Annotated in this window: 20 protein-coding genes; 17 read left to right on the top strand and 3 right to left on the bottom strand. The window is 69.8% G+C overall.

Features of this window, described 5'->3' with window-relative positions; genetic code table 11:
• Window positions 1-168 precede the first annotated feature (168 nt).
• From AC3IS2_RS11720 to AC3IS2_RS11655, 14 genes are all read left to right on the top strand, one after another.
• On the top strand, window positions 169-573 hold the full coding sequence (locus AC3IS2_RS11720) for a hypothetical protein (protein ID WP_489197959.1): 405 nt from the start codon (window positions 169-171) through the stop codon (window positions 571-573).
• Window positions 574-576: 3 nt separating this feature from the next.
• Window positions 577-1,029, top strand: a complete 453-nt coding sequence (gene ybgC / locus AC3IS2_RS11715) for a tol-pal system-associated acyl-CoA thioesterase (protein WP_489197958.1) — start codon at window positions 577-579, stop codon at window positions 1,027-1,029.
• Between the two features lie 275 nt (window positions 1,030-1,304).
• Window positions 1,305-2,057: a protein TolQ gene (gene tolQ / locus AC3IS2_RS11710; protein WP_489197957.1), complete on the top strand. Its 753-nt coding sequence runs from the start codon at window positions 1,305-1,307 to the stop codon at window positions 2,055-2,057.
• A gap of 3 nt (window positions 2,058-2,060) precedes the next feature.
• The gene (gene tolR / locus AC3IS2_RS11705) at window positions 2,061-2,534 is read left to right on the top strand and encodes a protein TolR (protein ID WP_489197956.1); all 474 of its coding nucleotides are present in this window, start codon (window positions 2,061-2,063) and stop codon (window positions 2,532-2,534) included.
• Between the two features lie 4 nt (window positions 2,535-2,538).
• On the top strand, window positions 2,539-3,408 hold the full coding sequence (locus AC3IS2_RS11700) for a hypothetical protein (RefSeq protein ID WP_489197955.1): 870 nt from the start codon (window positions 2,539-2,541) through the stop codon (window positions 3,406-3,408).
• A 321-nt stretch (window positions 3,409-3,729) separates the two neighbouring features.
• The gene (gene tolB, locus AC3IS2_RS11695) at window positions 3,730-5,118 is read left to right on the top strand and encodes a Tol-Pal system beta propeller repeat protein TolB (protein ID WP_489197954.1); all 1,389 of its coding nucleotides are present in this window, start codon (window positions 3,730-3,732) and stop codon (window positions 5,116-5,118) included.
• A 149-nt stretch (window positions 5,119-5,267) separates the two neighbouring features.
• Complete coding sequence (pal, locus tag AC3IS2_RS11690; RefSeq protein ID WP_489197953.1) at window positions 5,268-5,822, top strand: peptidoglycan-associated lipoprotein Pal; 555 nt, start codon at window positions 5,268-5,270, stop codon at window positions 5,820-5,822.
• A 110-nt stretch (window positions 5,823-5,932) separates the two neighbouring features.
• Complete coding sequence (locus AC3IS2_RS11685; RefSeq protein ID WP_489197952.1) at window positions 5,933-7,084, top strand: DUF3667 domain-containing protein; 1,152 nt, start codon at window positions 5,933-5,935, stop codon at window positions 7,082-7,084.
• Window positions 7,085-7,139: 55 nt separating this feature from the next.
• Complete coding sequence (locus AC3IS2_RS11680) at window positions 7,140-7,988, top strand: tol-pal system YbgF family protein (RefSeq protein WP_489197951.1); 849 nt, start codon at window positions 7,140-7,142, stop codon at window positions 7,986-7,988.
• On the top strand, window positions 7,979-9,328 hold the full coding sequence (gene tilS, locus AC3IS2_RS11675) for a tRNA lysidine(34) synthetase TilS (protein ID WP_489200147.1): 1,350 nt from the start codon (window positions 7,979-7,981) through the stop codon (window positions 9,326-9,328). The genes AC3IS2_RS11680 and tilS overlap by 10 nt, the downstream gene beginning before the upstream one ends.
• A 54-nt stretch (window positions 9,329-9,382) precedes the next feature.
• Window positions 9,383-11,350 carry an ATP-dependent zinc metalloprotease FtsH gene (gene ftsH, locus AC3IS2_RS11670; protein WP_489197950.1) on the top strand — a complete coding sequence of 656 codons (1,968 nt, stop codon included), beginning with the start codon at window positions 9,383-9,385 and terminating at the stop codon, window positions 11,348-11,350.
• A 150-nt stretch (window positions 11,351-11,500) separates the two neighbouring features.
• Window positions 11,501-12,727 carry an acyltransferase family protein gene (locus AC3IS2_RS11665; protein ID WP_489197949.1) on the top strand — a complete coding sequence of 409 codons (1,227 nt, stop codon included), beginning with the start codon at window positions 11,501-11,503 and terminating at the stop codon, window positions 12,725-12,727.
• Window positions 12,728-12,790: 63 nt separating this feature from the next.
• Window positions 12,791-13,429 (top strand): hypothetical protein, encoded by a 639-nt coding sequence (locus tag AC3IS2_RS11660; RefSeq protein WP_489197948.1) that lies wholly within the window; start codon window positions 12,791-12,793, stop codon window positions 13,427-13,429.
• Window positions 13,430-13,433: 4 nt separating this feature from the next.
• A complete protein-coding gene (locus AC3IS2_RS11655; protein ID WP_489197947.1) occupies window positions 13,434-13,733 on the top strand; it encodes a winged helix-turn-helix domain-containing protein in 300 nt (99 codons plus the stop codon).
• Window positions 13,734-13,790: 57 nt separating this feature from the next.
• Here the strand turns inward: AC3IS2_RS11655 and AC3IS2_RS11650 are convergent, their stop codons facing one another.
• Together AC3IS2_RS11650 and AC3IS2_RS11645 are read right to left on the bottom strand one after the other, a co-directional pair.
• Window positions 13,791-14,222 (bottom strand): GreA/GreB family elongation factor, encoded by a 432-nt coding sequence (locus tag AC3IS2_RS11650; RefSeq protein WP_489197946.1) that lies wholly within the window; start codon window positions 14,220-14,222, stop codon window positions 13,791-13,793.
• A gap of 31 nt (window positions 14,223-14,253) precedes the next feature.
• A complete protein-coding gene (locus AC3IS2_RS11645) occupies window positions 14,254-14,394 on the bottom strand; it encodes a hypothetical protein (protein WP_489197945.1) in 141 nt (46 codons plus the stop codon).
• A gap of 250 nt (window positions 14,395-14,644) precedes the next feature.
• Here AC3IS2_RS11645 and folP point away from each other — a divergent pair, with 250 nt between their 5' ends.
• Entirely contained in the window at window positions 14,645-15,478 is an 834-nt protein-coding gene (folP, locus tag AC3IS2_RS11640) for a dihydropteroate synthase (protein ID WP_489197944.1), read from the top strand.
• Here the strand turns inward: folP and AC3IS2_RS11635 are convergent.
• Window positions 15,450-16,013: an ester cyclase gene (locus tag AC3IS2_RS11635; RefSeq protein ID WP_489197943.1), complete on the bottom strand. Its 564-nt coding sequence runs from the start codon at window positions 16,011-16,013 to the stop codon at window positions 15,450-15,452. The two genes, folP and AC3IS2_RS11635, sit on opposite strands and share 29 nt — an antisense overlap.
• Window positions 16,014-16,143: 130 nt before the next feature.
• On the opposite strand from AC3IS2_RS11635, the gene AC3IS2_RS11630 reads away from it, so the two are divergent.
• Together AC3IS2_RS11630 and thiD are read left to right on the top strand one after the other, a co-directional pair.
• Window positions 16,144-16,485 carry a DMT family transporter gene (locus tag AC3IS2_RS11630; RefSeq protein ID WP_489197942.1) on the top strand — a complete coding sequence of 114 codons (342 nt, stop codon included), beginning with the start codon at window positions 16,144-16,146 and terminating at the stop codon, window positions 16,483-16,485.
• Window positions 16,485-17,285, top strand: coding sequence for a bifunctional hydroxymethylpyrimidine kinase/phosphomethylpyrimidine kinase (gene thiD / locus AC3IS2_RS11625; protein ID WP_489197941.1), 801 nt, complete (start codon window positions 16,485-16,487; stop codon window positions 17,283-17,285). Before AC3IS2_RS11630 ends, thiD begins: the two co-directional genes overlap by 1 nt.
• Window positions 17,286-17,422: the final 137 nt, after the last annotated feature.

The raw sequence follows: 17,422 nt of genomic DNA, 5'->3' as shown, positions 1-17,422 counted from the left end.
CCCAGCATGGTGGAGGGGGCGAGGGCAGGCGGTGCGCTTGGGGCTTGCCCCCCTCCACCGCTGCGCGGTCCCCCTCCCCCGTTTCGCTGCGCTGCACAGGGGAGGATTGAGCAGAGGGCTTCACCCGCCCGCCAAACCTCGCCATGCTGCGGCCTGAAGGAGACGGCGATGGCGCGAGGCGGGATCGGGATGGACCAGAAGATCGCCGTGCTGGGCGCAGCCGTGCTGCTGCTCGGCGCGCTGAGCCTGGTCGCCCTGAGTCAGGGCGCGCGCTTCGGCCCGAAGCAGCCGACGTCGGCCGAGCGGGCGTTGACGCAGGTGAAGGCGCAGATGGGGCCGGACGCCGAGGTGCGCTATCTGGAGGCCGGCAAGCGCCGGGCGGTCTGCGGTTATGCCGGGATCATGGGCGAGCGGCGGGCGGTGGCCTTTGTCTCGCGGCCCAACCGCATCCTGCTGGGGGACGATCCCCTGGGCGCCGAGTTCGCGGAAATGAAGGCTCGGTTCTGTCCCGGTTTCAATCCGGCCCCGCCGACGGCTAAGGCCTCGGCGACTTCTGCTTCCGTCCAGGGCTGACCGATGACCGACCTTCCCACCGCCGGCCGTTTCGACGGGCAGGATCACCTGCTGCCGGTGCGGGTCTATTACGAGGACACCGACTTCACCGGCCTGGTCTATCACGCCAACTATGTCCGCTATTTCGAGCGGGGGCGGTCGGACTTCCTGCGGCTGGCGGGGGTGGGCCACGTCGAACTGCTGGAGCAGGACGAGCCGCTGGCCTTCGTGGTGGCGACGCTGAACATCGCCTACGCCAAGCCGGCGCGGATCGACGACGCCCTGGTGGTGCGGACGCGTTATGAGGCCATCAAGGGGCCGCGCCTGATCATCCGCCAGACGGTCGAGCGCGACGGCGAGGTGCTGTGCCGGGCCGATGTCGTGGCGGTCTGCATCCATATGGACGGGCGGCCGAGGCGGCCGACGAAACGGCTGATCGAGCTGGTGACGCCGTGGTTGTCGGGGGAGAGCGCCTAGGGCTTTCCTCCCTGTCGCGTAGCGATGGGGAGGTGGATCGGCGGCGTAGCCGGCGAGACGGAGGGGGCGGCTCGACGCCAGCCCTCTGTGCCGCCCCCTCCACCGCTACGCGGTCCCCCTCCCCACAAGTGGGGAGGAAAGCAGGACAATAACGCGCTTGTCAGACGCGCCCCCCGTGACGCCGGGGCCGACGACCGCTAGACCCGCCGCCATGAAACCGCCATGTCCGCCCGCTCGATAAGGGCGGACGACCCGGACCGACCCAAGGACGCCGCATGACCCTGCCCGCCGACGCCTCGCTGCTGAACCCCATCGAGCTGTTCATGACCGCCGACTGGGTGGTGAAGACGGTGATGATCGGCCTGGCCGCGGCGTCGGTCTGGTCGTGGACCATCATCATCGACAAGGCCGTGCGCTTCGCCCGGATGAACGCCCGCGCGGCCGAGTTCGAGAAACAGGTCGAGAGCGGCCGCTCGCTGGAAGACGTCGCCGCGCAAGCCGGGGCCCAGCCCGCCGATCCGCTGCCGCGCATGCTGGTGCTGACGCTGCAGGACTGGCGCGAGGCGCGGGCGCGCGGGGCCATGACGGACACCCAAGGGAACATGCTGATCGCCCGCATCGACCGGGCGCTGGATTCGGTCATCGCCCGCGAGAGCCAGAAGATCGAGCACGGCCTGGGCGTGCTGTCGGTGGTGGCCACGGCCTCGCCCTTCATCGGCCTGTTCGGCACGGTCTGGGGCATCATGAACGCCTTTGACCGCATCGCGGCGGCGGGCAACACCAATCTGACGACCGTGGCGCCGGCCATCGCCGAGGCCCTGTTCGCCACGGCCATCGGTCTGGCGGCGGCCATCCCGGCCTATATCGCCTTCAACGCCTTCTCGGTGTCGGCGGGCAAGTTCACGGGCCGTCTGGAAGCCTTCGCCGACGACCTGCAGTCGGCCATCGCCCGACGTCTGGGCGCGCCCTCGGCTCCGCCGCCCCCGCCGGTTCCCTCGGCCGACCTGAACCTGCGTCGGGGCGTCTGACCCATGGCCATGGGTGGAGGAGGAGGCGGCTCGGGCGGACGCGGCCGTCGCCGCGCGCGCAAGCGTCCCTTAAGCGAAATCAACGTCACGCCGCTGGTGGACGTCATGCTGGTGCTGCTGATCATCTTCATGATCTCGGCGCCGCTGCTGACCGTCGGCGTGCCGGTGGAGCTGCCCAAGACCGAGGCCAGCGCCGTCGAGACGACCGACAAGCCGATCACGGTGTCGATCGACCAGAACGGCGCCATCTTCATCGGCGAGAGCGAAGTCCGCTGGGAACAGCTAGCGCTGCGCGTGGCTGAAGAGGGCGGCGACAAGGCGCGCGACAAGCCGGTCTTCATCCGCGCCGACGGCCGCGCCCCCTATCAGGCCGTGGCCCGCGTGATGGCGCGACTGTCGGCTGCGGGCTTCTCCAAGCTGAACCTGATCACCGACACGGCCGCCGAAACGGCCGCTGACGGGGCGGCGGAGGGCTGATCGCTTGCGTCGCCCCTCACCGGCCATCCTGGGATCCATCGCCCTGCACGCGGGGGTGGTGGCGCTCGCCCTGGCGTCGTGGTCGTCCACGGAGGACGAGCCCAAGCCGCTGGTGAACTCGGTGCCGGTGTCGATCGTCTCGGAGACGGTGATCGCCGCCGCGCCCGCCGACAATCCGCAGCCCGAGCCCTCGCCGGAGGACGGCGTCACCGCCCCGGTCGAGACGCCGCCCGAGCCGGTTCCGCCGGAACCGAAACCCACGCCGCCCGCGCCGCGTCCGACGCCCGTGCCGCCGCGCCCCACGCCGAAGCCGCCGGAGAAGGCCCCCGCGCCGCGCCCGACGCCTGCGCCGACCCCGCGTCCCACGCCGCCGCGACCGGCGCCGCCCGAAAAAGCGCGCCCGACCCCGCCGACGCCGGCGCGTCCGACGCCGCCCGCACCGGCTCGCCCGGCGCCAGCCCGGCCCGCGCCCGGTCTGGACCTGGACGCCCTGGCCGGACCGCCGCGCCAGACGCCGAACCGGGGCCGTCCGGCCACGGGGCAGCAGGGGGCGGGGCAGGCCAGCCAGGCGACGGGGCCGCAGGTCGCCGCGATTTTCAACCAAGTCTATGATCACTGGAACGTTTTCATCTCCTGCAACATGCCGGGCGGAGATGAGCTGCGGATTCAGATGGATGTGACCCTGTCTGCGGATGGGCGGATCACCCGGGGGCCGACGCTGGTCAATCCGCAGTCCAGCGCGGTCTATCGCGCGGCCGCTGATGAAGCGATGCGAGCCCTGCGCCAGACGGCGCCGTTCGACGTGCCGACGGGCTTCCCCGGCGGGGCGTATCGTCCGACTTTCAACACCGAGCGAGCCTGCGTCAATCGGTAGGTTTCAGCGCCTTGCGATCCTCCCCTGCGGAGCGGGGGAGGGGGACCATGCGGAGCATGGTGGAGGGGGCGAGGTTGCGCGCCGTCGTCTCGCGGTCGGGCGTCGGATGGCGCGAAAGGGTTTTGAGCGTTGTGGCTGCGGCCGCCCCCTCCACCGCTTCGCGGTCCCCCTCCCCCGTGAACGGGGGAGGATCCAGGAAGAGGCGACGTCCAAAGTCTGAAAGTCGCCCCATTCCGGGGCAAGCTTGTCTTTCACAAGCTGGTTTTTGTCATACGGTCTGGCGATAAGGACCGACGAGCCGTCCAACTCTGGGAGCCCCCTATGCGTCTGCACCTTCTCCTCGCCTCGGCCGCGGCGGTCGTCATGGCGGCCCCGGCGATGGTCCAGCCCGCGTCGGCCCAGACTCAACCGGCGGCCGCGCCGCAGCAGACCGCTCCGGTCGAGGTCGAGATCGACCAGGGCGTGCTGCGTCCGCTGCAGATCGCCGTGGCCCCCTTCACCGGCCCGAACGGGCCGCAGATCTCGAGCGTGGTCAGCGGCAACCTGAAGCGGTCGGGCTTCTTTGACCCGCTGGATCCGCGCAGCTTCATCGAGACGGGCCTGACCCTGGCCAATGCGCCCAACTTCCCGCAGTGGACCGCGATCGGGGCGCAGGCGGTGCTGTACGGCGGGGTGACGCCGCGCGCCGACGGGCGGGTGGACGTGGGCTTCCGCCTGTATGACCCCTACCGCCAGTGCCAGTTGGTCAGCTATCAGTTCACCGCCACCGGCGAGCAGTGGCGCCGCATCGCGCACAAGATTTCGGACGTGGTCTATCAGCGCCTGACGGGCGAGGCGGGCTTCTTCGATTCGCGGGTCCTGTTCGTGTCGGAGAGCGGCACCCAGCTGAACAAGCTGTCGCGCCTGACCATCGTCGATCAGGACGGCTACAACCCCGTCTTCCTGACCCAGGGCGACGAGGTGATCATGTCGCCGCGCTTCTCCTTCTCGAACCCCGACGAAGTGACCTATGTGGCGCTGGGCCGGGACTACAGCCGCATCTACCTCTACAATCTGTCGACCGGCCGTCGCGAAAGCCTGGGCGAGTTCGACGGCCAGGTGTTGGCGCCGCGCTTCTCGAACGACGGGACCAAGATGGCCTTCTCGATCATTCGGGGCGGCAACACCGACGTCTATGTGATGAACCTGCGGACGCGCCAGCTGTCGCGGCTGACCAGCGACCCCGGCATCGACACCTCGCCGTCGTTCAGCCCGGACGGCAACCAGATTGTCTTCACCTCGGACCGCTCGGGTTCGGCGCGGCTCTATACCATGCGGGCGGACGGCTCGGGCCAGCGCCCGATCTCGCGCGGCGGCGGCAGCTATACCGCTCCGGCCTGGAGCCCGCGCGGCGACCTGATCGCCTTCACCAAGCAGCAGGGCGGGCGCTTCCACATCGGCGTCATGAAGTCGGACGGCACGGGCGAGCGCATCCTGTCGTCCAGCTATTTCGAGGAAGGTCCGTCCTGGGCCCCGAACGGCCGCTACATCGCCTTCGCGCGCCAGAGCCCCGGCGGCGACACGCGTTTGTGGACGGTGGACCTGTCGGGCCGGGTGGTGTCGCAGGCGGGCTATCAGGAGCGCGGGTCCGACCCGGCCTGGTCGGGCCTGCTGGACGCGCCGCCGGCCAATCTGGGCGTGGGCCAGGGACCCGACAGCTGCCCCGCCTGATGCTTACGGCTTCGTGAGATCACGAGCGGAGCCATTCCCATAAACTGTGCGTTATCGCGGCTGGCGCGGCGCCGCGTCGCAGTCTAGCTGACCCGCACAAAGCCAAGCTTGAGGCCGCCGTCCTCAGACCGAACCAAGGAGACGACCCGATGAATTCTTCGACCCTGATCAAGCTGGCCGCCGTCAGCGCCGCCGTCGCCGCCCTGGCCGCCTGCGCGCCCAAGCCCAAGGTCGAGCCGGCCGTGCCGACGCAGCCGGCCCAACCGACCGGCCCGCAGTATCCGACCGCCCCGACCGGCCCCGTCGAAGGCGGCAATGTCGGCGCCGCCATGCCGGGTTCGGAACAGGACTTCGTCGTCAACGTCGGCGACCGCGTCTACTTCGACCTGGATAGCTATTCGGTGCGCCCGGAAGCCCAGCCGCGTCTGGACGCCCAGGCCGCCTGGCTGGCCCGCTATCCGCAGGTCACGGTCCGCATCGAAGGCAACGCCGACGAACGCGGCACGCGCGAATACAACCTGGCCCTGGGCGCCCGCCGCGCCGAGGCCGTCCGCACCTATCTGATCCAGCGCGGCGTGCCGGCCGGCCGCATCGACACCATCAGCTTCGGCAAGGAACGCCCGATCGCCGAGGGCTCGACCGAGCAGGCCTGGGCCCAGAACCGCAACGCCCACACCGCCATCGTGTCGGGCGCCCCGCGCTAAGCTCACGCAGCAGCGGCTGAATGACGGGAGGCGTCGGCTTTGCAGCCGGCGCCTCTTTTCTTTGCAGGCGGGTCGGACCAAAGTCCGCGCCGAATCCGGGGGGAAACAGCATGATTGATCTGGAAGCAGCAGGCGGAGCCGTCACCGGCGGGATCATCGCCGGCGCGATCGAAAAGCCGACGGGGCAGGCGGGCGAGCCTCACACGGTCTGCGCCGACTGCGGGGCCGAGGTCACGGGGCGGTTCTGCTCGAACTGCGGCCAGCCGGCCCATGTCCACCGCACCCTGCTGCATCTGGGCGAGGAGATACTGCATGGCGTCATGCATTTCGACGGGCGGCTGTGGCGCACCCTGCCGCTGCTGGTGCTGAACCCAGGACGACTGACGCGGGAATGGGTGCAGGGCAAGCGGACGCGCTACGTCTCGCCCCTGGCCATGTTCCTGTTCACCCTGTTCGTCATGTTCTTCGCCCTGAGCTTCATGCCGCATCGGGCGGTGACAATGCAGTCCATGCCGCAGCAGATCGCCGCCCAGCGCGAGGCCATTGCGGAAGCCGAGCGAGTCGTGGCCGAGGCGCGCAAGGAGATGGAGGCGGCCCAGGCGGCGATGGAGCCCGCCGACGACGCGCCGCCGGCGTTCAACAGCGGCGCGCGCGCGGGCGCGGCCGCCGGGGTTCTGGCCGCGGCTGAAGCCGGGGTGATCAGCGAGAAGGCCAAGCTGGAACGCCTGCAGCATGACGCCGTCGAGGGCCGCAAGGACGGTCTGGCGCCCGGCAGCTGGCAGGCCCAGGTGGCGGACGCGGCGGGATCGGTCGATAAGAACCGCCAGGCCGACGACCTGACCAAGACCGTGGCCAAGAAGCTGAAGAACCCGGATCTGGCGCTCTACAAGCTGCAGCAGACCATCTACAAGTTCGCCTTCCTGCTGGTGCCCCTGTCGATCCCCTTCGTGGCCCTGATGTTCCTGTGGAAGCGGGGCTTCACCCTCTACGACCACGGGGTCTTCGTCCTCTATTCGCTGACCTTCATGTCCCTGCTGCTGATGGTGGTGGTGGTGCTGGCGACGACGATCAAGGGGGCCGGCCCCATCGCGGGCGTGGTGGCGACATTGATCGTGCCGGTGCACATGTTCGCCCAGTTGAAGGGCGCCTATAGCCTCAAGATCTTCTCGACCCTGTGGCGGACCGTGGCCCTGCTGATCTTCTGCGAGATCGCGGCGACCCTGTTCATCATCGCCATCATCTATCTCGGCTTCGGCCATTGATGGGGCCGCTGACCTCGGCCTTGCGGCCGCCGCAAATCGGTGGGACGACATAGACATGCTGAAGCTGCCATTCCGACTGACCAAATCCGCCGCCATGACGGCCATCGGCCTGACCCTGATCGGGGGCGCGGTCGTCGCCCAGACCGTGCCGATGGAGCCGGTCCAGTGGGACAAGCGCCGCCTGGACCAGCTGGACCGCAACGTCCGCCGTCTGGAGCGCGCCCTGACCCAGAGGAACGCCGCCGGCCAGCCCGTCCTGGTCGAGCCGGACCCCGAGGTCGTGGCCATGCAGGGCCAGCTCGAGATCATGGATCGCCGCCTGTCGGACCTGGAGCAGACCTTCCAGCGGGTGAACGCCGACGGCGAACGCCTGACCTTCCAGCTGGATGAGGCGACGCGCGACAACGCCGCCCTGAGCCGCCGCCTGCGCGACGCTGAGGGGCGGATCGAGAAGATGGAAAAGGCCGCCGAGGAAGAGGCCGAGCTGAACGGGCCGATCGTCGCCAATTCGCCGACCGGCGACGCGGGGCAGGACCTGGCGGCGGCGGTGCGGCTGCTGGCGACCGACGCCGTGCGCGGCGAGCGGGCGCTGGAGACCGTGGTCGTGACCTGGCCGAACACGCCGCAGTCGCGCGAGGCCAACTCGCGGCTGGGCGATCTGCACGTGGCGGCGCGCGACAACGCGGCGGCGGTGGCCGCCTACGCCGCGGCGCTGAACGGCTGGCCGCGTCTGGCCTGGGCGCCCGAGACGACGCTGAAGCTGGCCGAGGCCCTGCGCGCCACCGACCGCAACACCCAGGCCTGCGGCGCCCTGAACGAGTTCACCCGCCGCTACGCCGAGACGGCGACAGCGGCGCAGAAGACCCGCGCCACGCAACTGCGCACGCGGGCCGCCTGCACCTGAACGGCGCCGACGCCGAGGCCCTGACCGGCCGGGTCCTGGCCCGGCTGGACGCGCGGCTTGCCAAGAACGGGGATGCGGACAGGGACGAGCCCGTCGTTCTGGCCCTGTCGGGCGGGGGCGACTCCCTGGCCCTGCTGCACTTGGCAGCTGAGTGGACGAGGACGCGGGGACGGCGGCTGCTGGCCCTGACGGTCGATCACAACCTCAATCCCCAAAGCGCGGACTGGACCCGGTTCGCGGGCGAGGCCGCGCGCGCGGTCGGGGCCGACTGGCGCGCCCTGAGCTGGGATGACGCTGCGGCGGGCCATGAACAAAAAAAGGCGGGGCTGACGGCGCGGGCGCGGGCGGCGCGGCACGGCCTGATCGCCGAGGCGGCGCGGGCGGCCGGGGCGCGGGTCGTGCTGCTGGCCCACACCGCCGACGATGTCGCCGAGGCCGACTGGATGCGGGCGCGGGGTTCGACCCTGGGGCGGGTGCGCGAGTGGTCGCCGTCGCCGGTCTGGCCCGAGGGGCGGGGGCTGATGCTGCTGCGGCCCCTGCTGGACGAGCGGCGCGAGGAGTTGCGGGATTATCTGCGGGCGCGGGGGCAGGGCTGGATCGAGGATCCGGCCAACGCGGATGAGCGCTTCGGGCGCAGCCGGGCGCGGGCGGCGTTGGGGGGCGACTTGGCGGGAGCGCAGGATTGCGTGGCCCTCCCTACCCGGTCTTCGCTTCGCTTCGACCACCCTCCCCATGAAGGGGAGGGAGAGGCGTCGCCTTTGGCCTGGGCCGGGGTGCTGGAGGTTCCGCGCGACGCATCGTCATCGGCGCTGGCGGCGGCCCTGCTGTGCGCGGGCGGCGGATCGGTTCCGCCGCGCGGCGAGCGGCTGGCGGGGCTGATGGCGCGGCTGGCGGCGGGTGAGGATTTCACCGCGGGCCTGGCGGGGGCGCGGGTCGAGGTGGAGGGCGCGAGCGTGCGGCTGATGCGCGAGCCGGGGGAGATGAAGCGGCGGCCGCCCGGGTCCGTGGCGCTGGCGCAGGGCGCAGCGGCGGTGTGGGATGGGCGGTTCGAGATCACGGCGCGCGAGCCGGGCTGGCGCGTCGAGGCGGCGGTGGGGCGGCTGGCGCGGCTGGCGGAGGCCGACCGGCGGGCGGTTGCGGGCCTTCCGGCGGCTGCGCGGGGCGGCTTGCCCGTGCTGGTCCGGGACGATGGCGGCGGCCCGATTCTGGCATGGAGAGGGGCGTGCGTGCGGGCGTTGGGCGCGGGGCGTCTGGCTCTGGCTCTGGGCGAAACGACGCAGGAGGCCGACCTCTTTCACCCCATGCATGGCGAAACCGCGCCGACTGACCTATTTTCGTAGAAAGACTGCTGATCGGCGGAGCCTGATGGTGCGCGCCGAGAAACCGAGGACCGAATGAATCTGCGTAACTTCGCCATCTGGGGCGTGATCCTGCTGGGTCTGGTGGCGCTCTACGCCGCCATCGGCCAGAACGGCGGCGCGGCCATGCCGGGCGCCAAGGCTGCGGCGGCGGGTCGTCCGACGCCCATCACCTATTCGCAGCTGATGACCGCCGTGGAGCGCCAGGAGATCAAGTCGGTCGTCGTGCGCGGCGAAACGATCAACGGCGTCTACAAGAACGACAGCAAGTTCACCGCCGTCACCCCGGTGCCGAACACCGACCTGGTCGAGCAGATCCGCAAGACCGGCGTCGATGTGGACGCCAAGAGCACGCGCCAGCCCTGGTGGTCGGGCCTGTTGGGCCTGCTGCTGCCGGTGGCGCTGATCATCGCCTTCTGGTTCTTCATCATGAACCGGATGCAGGGCGGGGCCAAAGGCGCCATGGGCTTCGGCAAGTCCAAGGCCAAGCTGCTGACCGAGCACAAGGGCCGCAAGACCTTTGACGACGTCGCGGGCGTGGACGAGGCCAAGGAAGAACTGCAGGAGGTCGTCGACTTCCTGAAGGACCCGGCCAAGTTCCAGCGTCTGGGCGGCAAGATCCCCAAGGGCGCCCTGTTGGTCGGCCCTCCCGGCACCGGCAAGACCCTGCTGGCGCGCGCGGTGGCGGGCGAGGCGGGCGTGCCCTTCTTCTCGATCTCGGGTTCGGACTTCGTCGAGATGTTCGTCGGCGTCGGCGCCAGCCGCGTCCGCGACATGTTCGAGCAGGCGAAAAAGAATGCGCCCTGCATCATCTTCATCGATGAGATCGACGCCGTCGGTCGCCACCGCGGCGCCGGCCTGGGCGGCGGCAACGACGAGCGCGAGCAGACGCTGAACCAACTGCTGGTCGAGATGGACGGGTTCGAGTCCAACGAAGGCATCATCCTGATCGCCGCCACCAACCGTCCCGACGTTCTGGACCCGGCCCTGCTGCGTCCCGGCCGCTTCGACCGTCAGGTCGTGGTGCCCAACCCCGACGTTTCGGGCCGCGAGCGTATCCTGCGTGTGCACATGAAGGACGTGCCGCTGGCCGCCGACGTCAATGTGAAGACGATCGCGCGCGGCACGCCGGGCTTCTCGGGCGCCGACCTGGCCAACCTGGTCAACGAAGCCGCCCTGATGGCCGCCCGCAAGGACCGGCGCATGGTGACGCACCGCGACTTCGAGGACGCCAAGGACAAGGTCATGATGGGCGCCGAGCGCAAGTCGATGGCCATGAACGAGGAAGAGAAGCGCCTGACCGCCTATCACGAGGGCGGCCACGCCATCGTCGCCATCAACGTCAAGATGGCCGACCCGGTGCACAAGGCGACCATCGTCCCGCGCGGCCAGGCCCTGGGCATGGTGATGCAGCTGCCGGAAGGCGACCGCTATTCCATGAAGTACCAGCAGATGGTCGACCGCATCGCCATCATGGCCGGCGGCCGCGTGGCCGAGGAGCTGATCTTCGGCAAGGAGAACATCACCTCGGGCGCCAGCTCCGACATCCAGCAGGCGACCAAGCTGGCCCGCCGCATGGTGACGCAGTGGGGCTTCTCGGAGGTGCTGGGCACCGTGGCCTATGGCGAGAACGAGCAGGAGGTCTTCCTGGGCCACTCGGTCGCGCGCAGCCAGAACATCTCGGAAGAAACCGCTCGCCTGATCGACAGCGAGGTCAAGAAGCTGGTCACGTCGGGCTGGGACGAGGCGCGCCAGATCCTGACCGACAAGGCGGCGGATCTGGAGAAACTGGCCCAGGCCCTGCTGGAGTACGAAACCCTGTCGGGTCAGGAGATCAACGACCTGCTGGAGCGGGGCATCACCCCGAGCCGCGACGACGCCAACTCGCCCGTGCCCGGACCGTCGGTCTCGGTGCCGCTGACGCCGGTGTCGGACGGCACGGACGTCGAGACGCCCAAGTCGGAGCCGGTCGCCGTGCCGACGACCAGCGTGCCGACCGTCTGATCCTAAGGACAGGCTGACATGAGGAAGGGGCGGGCCGCGTGGCTCGCCCCTTTTTCGTGGCCGCGAGGGGCGCGCCTGAATTTCAAGCAGACAAGTTTGTAATTCAGACTAGTCTGTGAGATATGGCGTTATCCGAAACAGGAGGACGCCATGACGGCATCCGCATTCGACCAATCCGAACGCCTGCACGGCCTCGACGGCCTGCGGGGCGCGGCCCTGCTGCTGGGGGTGGTGCTGCACGCGACCCTGTCCTTTTTTCCCACGCAGATCTGGATCGTCGCCGACGACCAGACGTCGGTCTGGGCCAGCGGGCTCTTCTTCGTCATCCACCTGTTCCGCATGGCTGGGTTCTTCCTGATCGCCGGCCTGTTCGCCCACCTGATGCTGAAGCGGCGCGGCGCGCTGGGCTTCATCAAGAACCGGCTGATCCGCATCGCCGGGCCGCTGGCGGCCTTCTGGGGACCGGCGCTGGCGGGGATCGTGGCGGTGCTGGTGTGGAACGCCTCGCTGCACGGCCTGACGGCGGCCGACGCGCCGCCGCCGCCGACCTATGACTGGACCAATATCCCGCTGACCCATCTGTGGTTCCTGTGGGTGCTTTTGTGGTTCTACGCGGCCCTGCTGATCGTGCAGGCCGTCGCTGCCCGGCTGGACCGGAGCGGCGCTCTGGGGCGCGGGCTGGACCGGCTGGCCGGCGGGTTGATCGGGCCATGGGGGCCGTTCGTCCTGGGCGCGCCGCTGGCCCTGGCCCTGTGGCTGGAGCCGAACTGGATCGCCTTCTTCGGCATTCCGACGCCGGACGCCGGGCTGGTTCCCGAGACTTCGGCTCTGGTGGGCTTTGGTCTGGCCTTCGGCATGGGCGTCCTGCTGGATCGCCGTCGCGACCTGCTGGCGCGCATCGAGGCCTGGACCCCCGCCTATCTGGGGCTGGCGCTGGGCGCGGGGACGACGGCGCTGATGCTGTCGGGCGGGCCTGTGCCGAACCTGACGCCGATGGTCGATCCGGCGGCCAAGGCCATGACGGCGGCGGCCTTCGCCGTGGCCACCTATGCCTCGATGTTCGCCGTCGTCGGGCTGGCGCTGAGGTTCTGGTCGGGGCACAGCGCGGTGCGGCGCTATCTCGCCGACGCCTCCTACTGGATCTACATCGTCCATCTGCCGCTGGTGATGGCGGCCCAGGTGGCGGTGCAGGACTGGGCGCTGGCCTGGCCGGTCAAGCTGGCGATCGTCGTGGTCGGGGCCAGCGCCGTGTCGCTGGCCAGCTATGAGTTGATGGTGCGCCACGGCTTCATGGGGCGCTGGCTGAACGGGCGTCGCGTGCCGTGGCGCAGGGCGCGCGTCAGCGTCCCCGTCGCCGCCAAAGCCGCCGCCGAATAGCTTGCCAACCTTGGCGGCTGCGTCCATCCGGGGAGGCAGCCGCGTCGCGCCAGGAATCACCCGATGACCGACAAGTCCCGCACGCCCGAAGCCGACCTCGCCTTCATGCGCTCGATCGTGGAAGGCGGCGGACGACCGCCGATGACCCTGGCGATCTGCTATCTGGCGGGGGGGCTGCTGTACGGCCTCCAGTGCCTGTTCCACGTCGGGCAGGTGCTGGGTCTGATCCGCTGGCCCGACCTGGCCAATCTGGCTTTCGTCGTCGGGATCACCACGGCCTTTCTGGCGGTGCTGACTTGGGCCATCCTGAAGGACCGCAAGGCCGGGCCGTCCAACCGGGGGCCGCTGGCGACACGGGTCACGAACGCCGCCTTTAGCGCCACGGGCATGGCCAATGCGGCTGTGATCATTGTTTTTGGCGTGGGAGCGGTGCGGGATCAGGATTTCGCCGTCTGGCTCTATTACGCCGCCATCGTCTTCGCCCTGCAGGCGGCGGCCTGGTATGTGGCCTGGGTGCTGAAGAAGAAGGGCTGGATGCTGGCGGTGTCGCTGGGCGGATGGGTCACGGCGGTGGCCCTGGGCGTGCTGGTGCGTCAGCCGATCGCCTATCTTGGCGTCTGCACCCTGGCCCTGTTCCTGCTGTTCGCCCTGCCGGGGTGGGTTCTGTTCCGCGACGCCCGCTCGGGCGCCAAGGCCGGTTGAAGCCATGGGGCTGGCTGACTTCGGACGGATCGACGAGGTCATCCACGGCCGCATGCGGCTGGGGATCATGGTCTATCTGGCCGATGCCGAGGCGGCGGACTTCACCGAACTGAAGACCGTGCTGGAGGCGACCCAGGGGAACCTGTCGGTCCACCTGAAGAAGCTGGAAGAGGCGGGCTATGTCGCCATCAGCAAGAGCTTCGTGAAGAACAAGCCGCTGACCCGCGTCGCCATCACGCCCGAGGGGCGGACGGCGTTCGCGGCCTATCTGGACGCCTTGGGCGGGTTGATCGGGCGGAAGTAGCGAGGGCTTTCCTCCCCATGAAATGGGGAGGAAAGATCAGCGCCAGCGCAGCGCCTTTCAGTGGGCGGCGGACTCGATAGGGTCGAGGTCCTCGATCAGGATCGGCGTCAGCTTGCGGGTTTCGCCCGACGGGTCGGGCCAGAGGATGGACTGGCCTTCCTTCAGGCCGATCAGGCCGGCGCCGACATGCGACAGGATGGAGACGCGGCCGGCGTCGATGTCGGCCTCGCGCGGCAGGACCAGCTGGACGCGGCGCACCTCGGGGTGGCGGTCGTCGGCGTAGTGGAGCCAGCGGTTCAGCGTCACCACGTCATGCGGCAGGTCGGCGTCGTCGCACACCTCGGCGCGGTCCAGCTCCTGTTGCAGCAGACCGGCGGGGCCGGAGCCGGGCAGGTCGCCGACGAGGCGGTCGAGGGCGTCGAAGTCCTGGCGGCTGAGGACGATGGCGGGCAGGGCCGGAGGGCGGCCGCGGGTCTTGGCGGTGGTCATGTCGGTTCTCGATGTAGGGAAAGAAGAGGGGTCAGGCGGCCGAGGGGCCGTCGTCGTCGCTGTCGTCAGCGGGCGGCGCAGGCGTCGGAGCGGGCGACGTGTCGGGACGCCGGAAGGGCAGGATGTCGGCGCCGCGAACGGGCGCGCCGGGATCGTCTTGAGGTGGAGTCATGGCAGGCGTGTTCGCGGACGGCCGACGAGCGGCGTGCGCGATCCTGATGTTGGGGAACTAGGGAAGAATGCGAAGCGACGCGCCCCGTAGCGGACGACAGCGCAAGCTGGCCGCTACGGGTTAAAGGCCTTCGACGCGGCGACCCGCGTGGGTGAGGCGTCGAGCCTGGCTGACGAAACGTTCCATAGTGGCTAGAGGCTGAGCCTCAGCGCGCGGAAAGTCAAACCGGCGCCCCGGGAGTTCTTGTCGCATGAGCCAATCCCTCGTGAAGCCGCCGCTGGTCATGGGTATCGTCAATGTGACGCCCGACAGTTTCTCCGACGGCGGGCGACTGGCGACGCAGGAGACGGCGCTGGCCCATGCGCTGTGGCTGATCGAACAGGGGGCGGAGGTTCTGGACATCGGCGGCGAGAGCACGCGGCCGGGGTCCGAGCCGGTCAGCGAGGATCAGGAGATCGCGCGCACCCTGCCGCTGATCACGGCGCTGCGGGCGCGCTGGGACGGGGTGATCAGCATCGACACGATGAAGCCGGGCGTGGCGCGGGCGGCTGTGGCGGCGGGGGCAAGCATGTGGAACGACGTGACGGCGCTGAGCCATGATCCCGACAGTCTGGCGACCGCCGCTGAGCTGGGCTGCGCGGTGGTGCTGATGCACATGAAGGGGGCGCCCAAGACCATGCAGGACGACCCGCGCTATGACGACGTGGTCGGCGAAGTCGTCGCCCATCTGGCGGCGCGGGCCGAGGCGGCGCTGGCGGCGGGGGTGGCGCGCGAGAAGATCTGGCTGGACCCCGGCATCGGCTTCGCCAAGACGACGGACCACAATCTGACGCTGACGGCGCGGCTGGAGGCCCTGGTCGAGCTGGGCTTCCCGGTGCTCTACGCCGCCAGCCGCAAGCGGGTCGTCCAGGGCGTGGATGAAACCGCCGTCGCGGCGACCGACCGGCTGGGCGGCTCGCTGGCCCTGGCGCTGGAAGGCGCACGTCGCGGCGCGCGGATGGTCCGCGTCCACGACGTGCGCGAGACGGTGCAGGCGTTGAAGCTGCAGGCGGCCGTTAGGGCGCGATCCCGACCTGTTTCATGAAGGCCTGGTTGTCCCAGTAGAGCCATTCCTCGACCATGACGCCGTTTTCCCAGCGGCCGACGGTCAGCATGGGCAGACGGAAGGCCTTGCCGGTCGGCGGGATGACCTTGCCGCCGCCGATGTCCATCGGCTGGGTGAAGGTGCCTTCCATGATCCCCTGAACCGCCGTGAATTCGCCGTCCGCCAGCTTGATCGGATGCTCCTTGATCCGAGTGTCGGGGGCGAAGACGAACTGCGGCTTCAGCATCTCCAGATGGGCCGCGATCCCGGTGCTGGTGGAGCCGTCGGGGTAGTGAACCACGATGTTCTCGGCGTGGCTGCGGCCGATTTCGTCCCACTTCTGGCCGCTGTAGACGTTGAAATCCAGGTCGTCGAAATTGGCCAGATTGCGGGTCTGCTCGGCGGTGTGGGTCGATCCGGCTGCGGCGGTCGCGGCGGGGGCCTTTTCGGCGGCGCTCTTGTCGGCCGCGGGCGGCGAGCAGGCGGCCAGGGCAAGGCTGCCGGCGGCGGCGACGATGATAGCAGAATGACGCATGGTCCCTCCCAGAACGGTCGGCGGGTATCGCGCGACCGAACGTCGAAATGCCTCAGCCCTTTTGTCGTTCCGTCCGTGGGCGGCGGGGAAAGCGGTTGCCCCGATGCGGCGGCTGGGTCATGCAGCGGCCATGTCCTGGCTGATGTCTTTCAATCCGTGGTTGGTGCTCGTGGTGGCGGGCCTGTTTGAGGTCATGTGGGCCTCGGGCATCAAATATGTCGGCGTGCAGCGGCCGTTGTTGTCGCTGGGCGTGGTCGTGGCCCTGGTCGCCAGCATGGTCGGTCTGTGGATCGCGACGCAGAGGCTGCCGGTGGGCACGGCCTATGCGGTGTGGACCGGCATCGGCGCCGTGGGCGCGGCCGTGGTGGGCGTCGTCGTCTATGGCGAGCCGGCGACGGCGGTGCGGGCGGTATGCATCCTGCTGATCGTTTCGGGCATTGTCGGACTGAAGCTGTTTTCGGGAGCGCACTGATGGGCGAGTCCAAAGGACGGGTCTTGATACTCGCCGGGTCGGATTCCGGCGGCGGGGCTGGCATTCAGGCCGACATCAAGGCGGTGACGATGCTGGGCGGGTTCGCCGCCACGGCGATCACGGCCGTCACCATCCAGAACACCCTGGGGGTTCACGGGGTCTATCCCCTGCCGATCGACGTGATCGAGGCCCAGGCCAGGGCGGTGCTGGACGACATCGGCGCCGATGCGCTGAAGACCGGGATGCTGGGCTCGGTCGAGGTGGTCGAGGCGGTCGCGGGCCTGATCGACTATGCCGGAAACGTGCCGACGGTGGTGGATCCGGTGATGATCGCCAAGGGCGGCGAGCCCCTGCTGGAGGATCGCGCCGTCGAGGCGGTGAAGCGGCTGATGGTGCCGCGCGCAGCCCTGCTGACCCCCAATGCGCCCGAGGCCGAGGCTCTGACCGGGATCGCGGTGGCCGATCTGGACGGCCAGCGCCGGGCGGGCGAGGCCCTGCTGGAGATGGGGGCGCGGGCGGTGCTGATGAAGGGCGGGCACGTGCCGGGCGCGACGGTGATCGACCTGCTGCTGACGCCTGAGGGCGAGACGGTGCTGGAGAGCGAGCGGATCGACACTCGCCACACCCACGGCACGGGCTGCACCCTTGCAAGTGCGTGCGCCGCCGGGATCGCCAGGGGGCTGCCGCTGCAGACGGCCGCAGCCGAGGCCTGGGCCTATGTCGCCGAGGCAATCCGTCGCGCGCCGGGCCTGGGCCAGGGGCACGGGCCGCTGGATCACGGCTGGCCGCTGCGGGGCTGATATCCGCGTCATCCCGGAAGCCCGCAGGGCTATCCGAGACCGCGAGAAGCGCAGCGTTTGGGGCGGTCCCGGCTCTTCGCTCCGCTACGGCCGGGATGACGGAGATTTTGGTTTTCGGGCTTTCGGAATCGCCCTCA

Source organism: Brevundimonas sp. KH_025, assembly GCF_057839885.1.
Note: the sequence above shows the minus strand (reverse complement) of the source record. Positions and strands in the feature narration are given on the sequence as shown.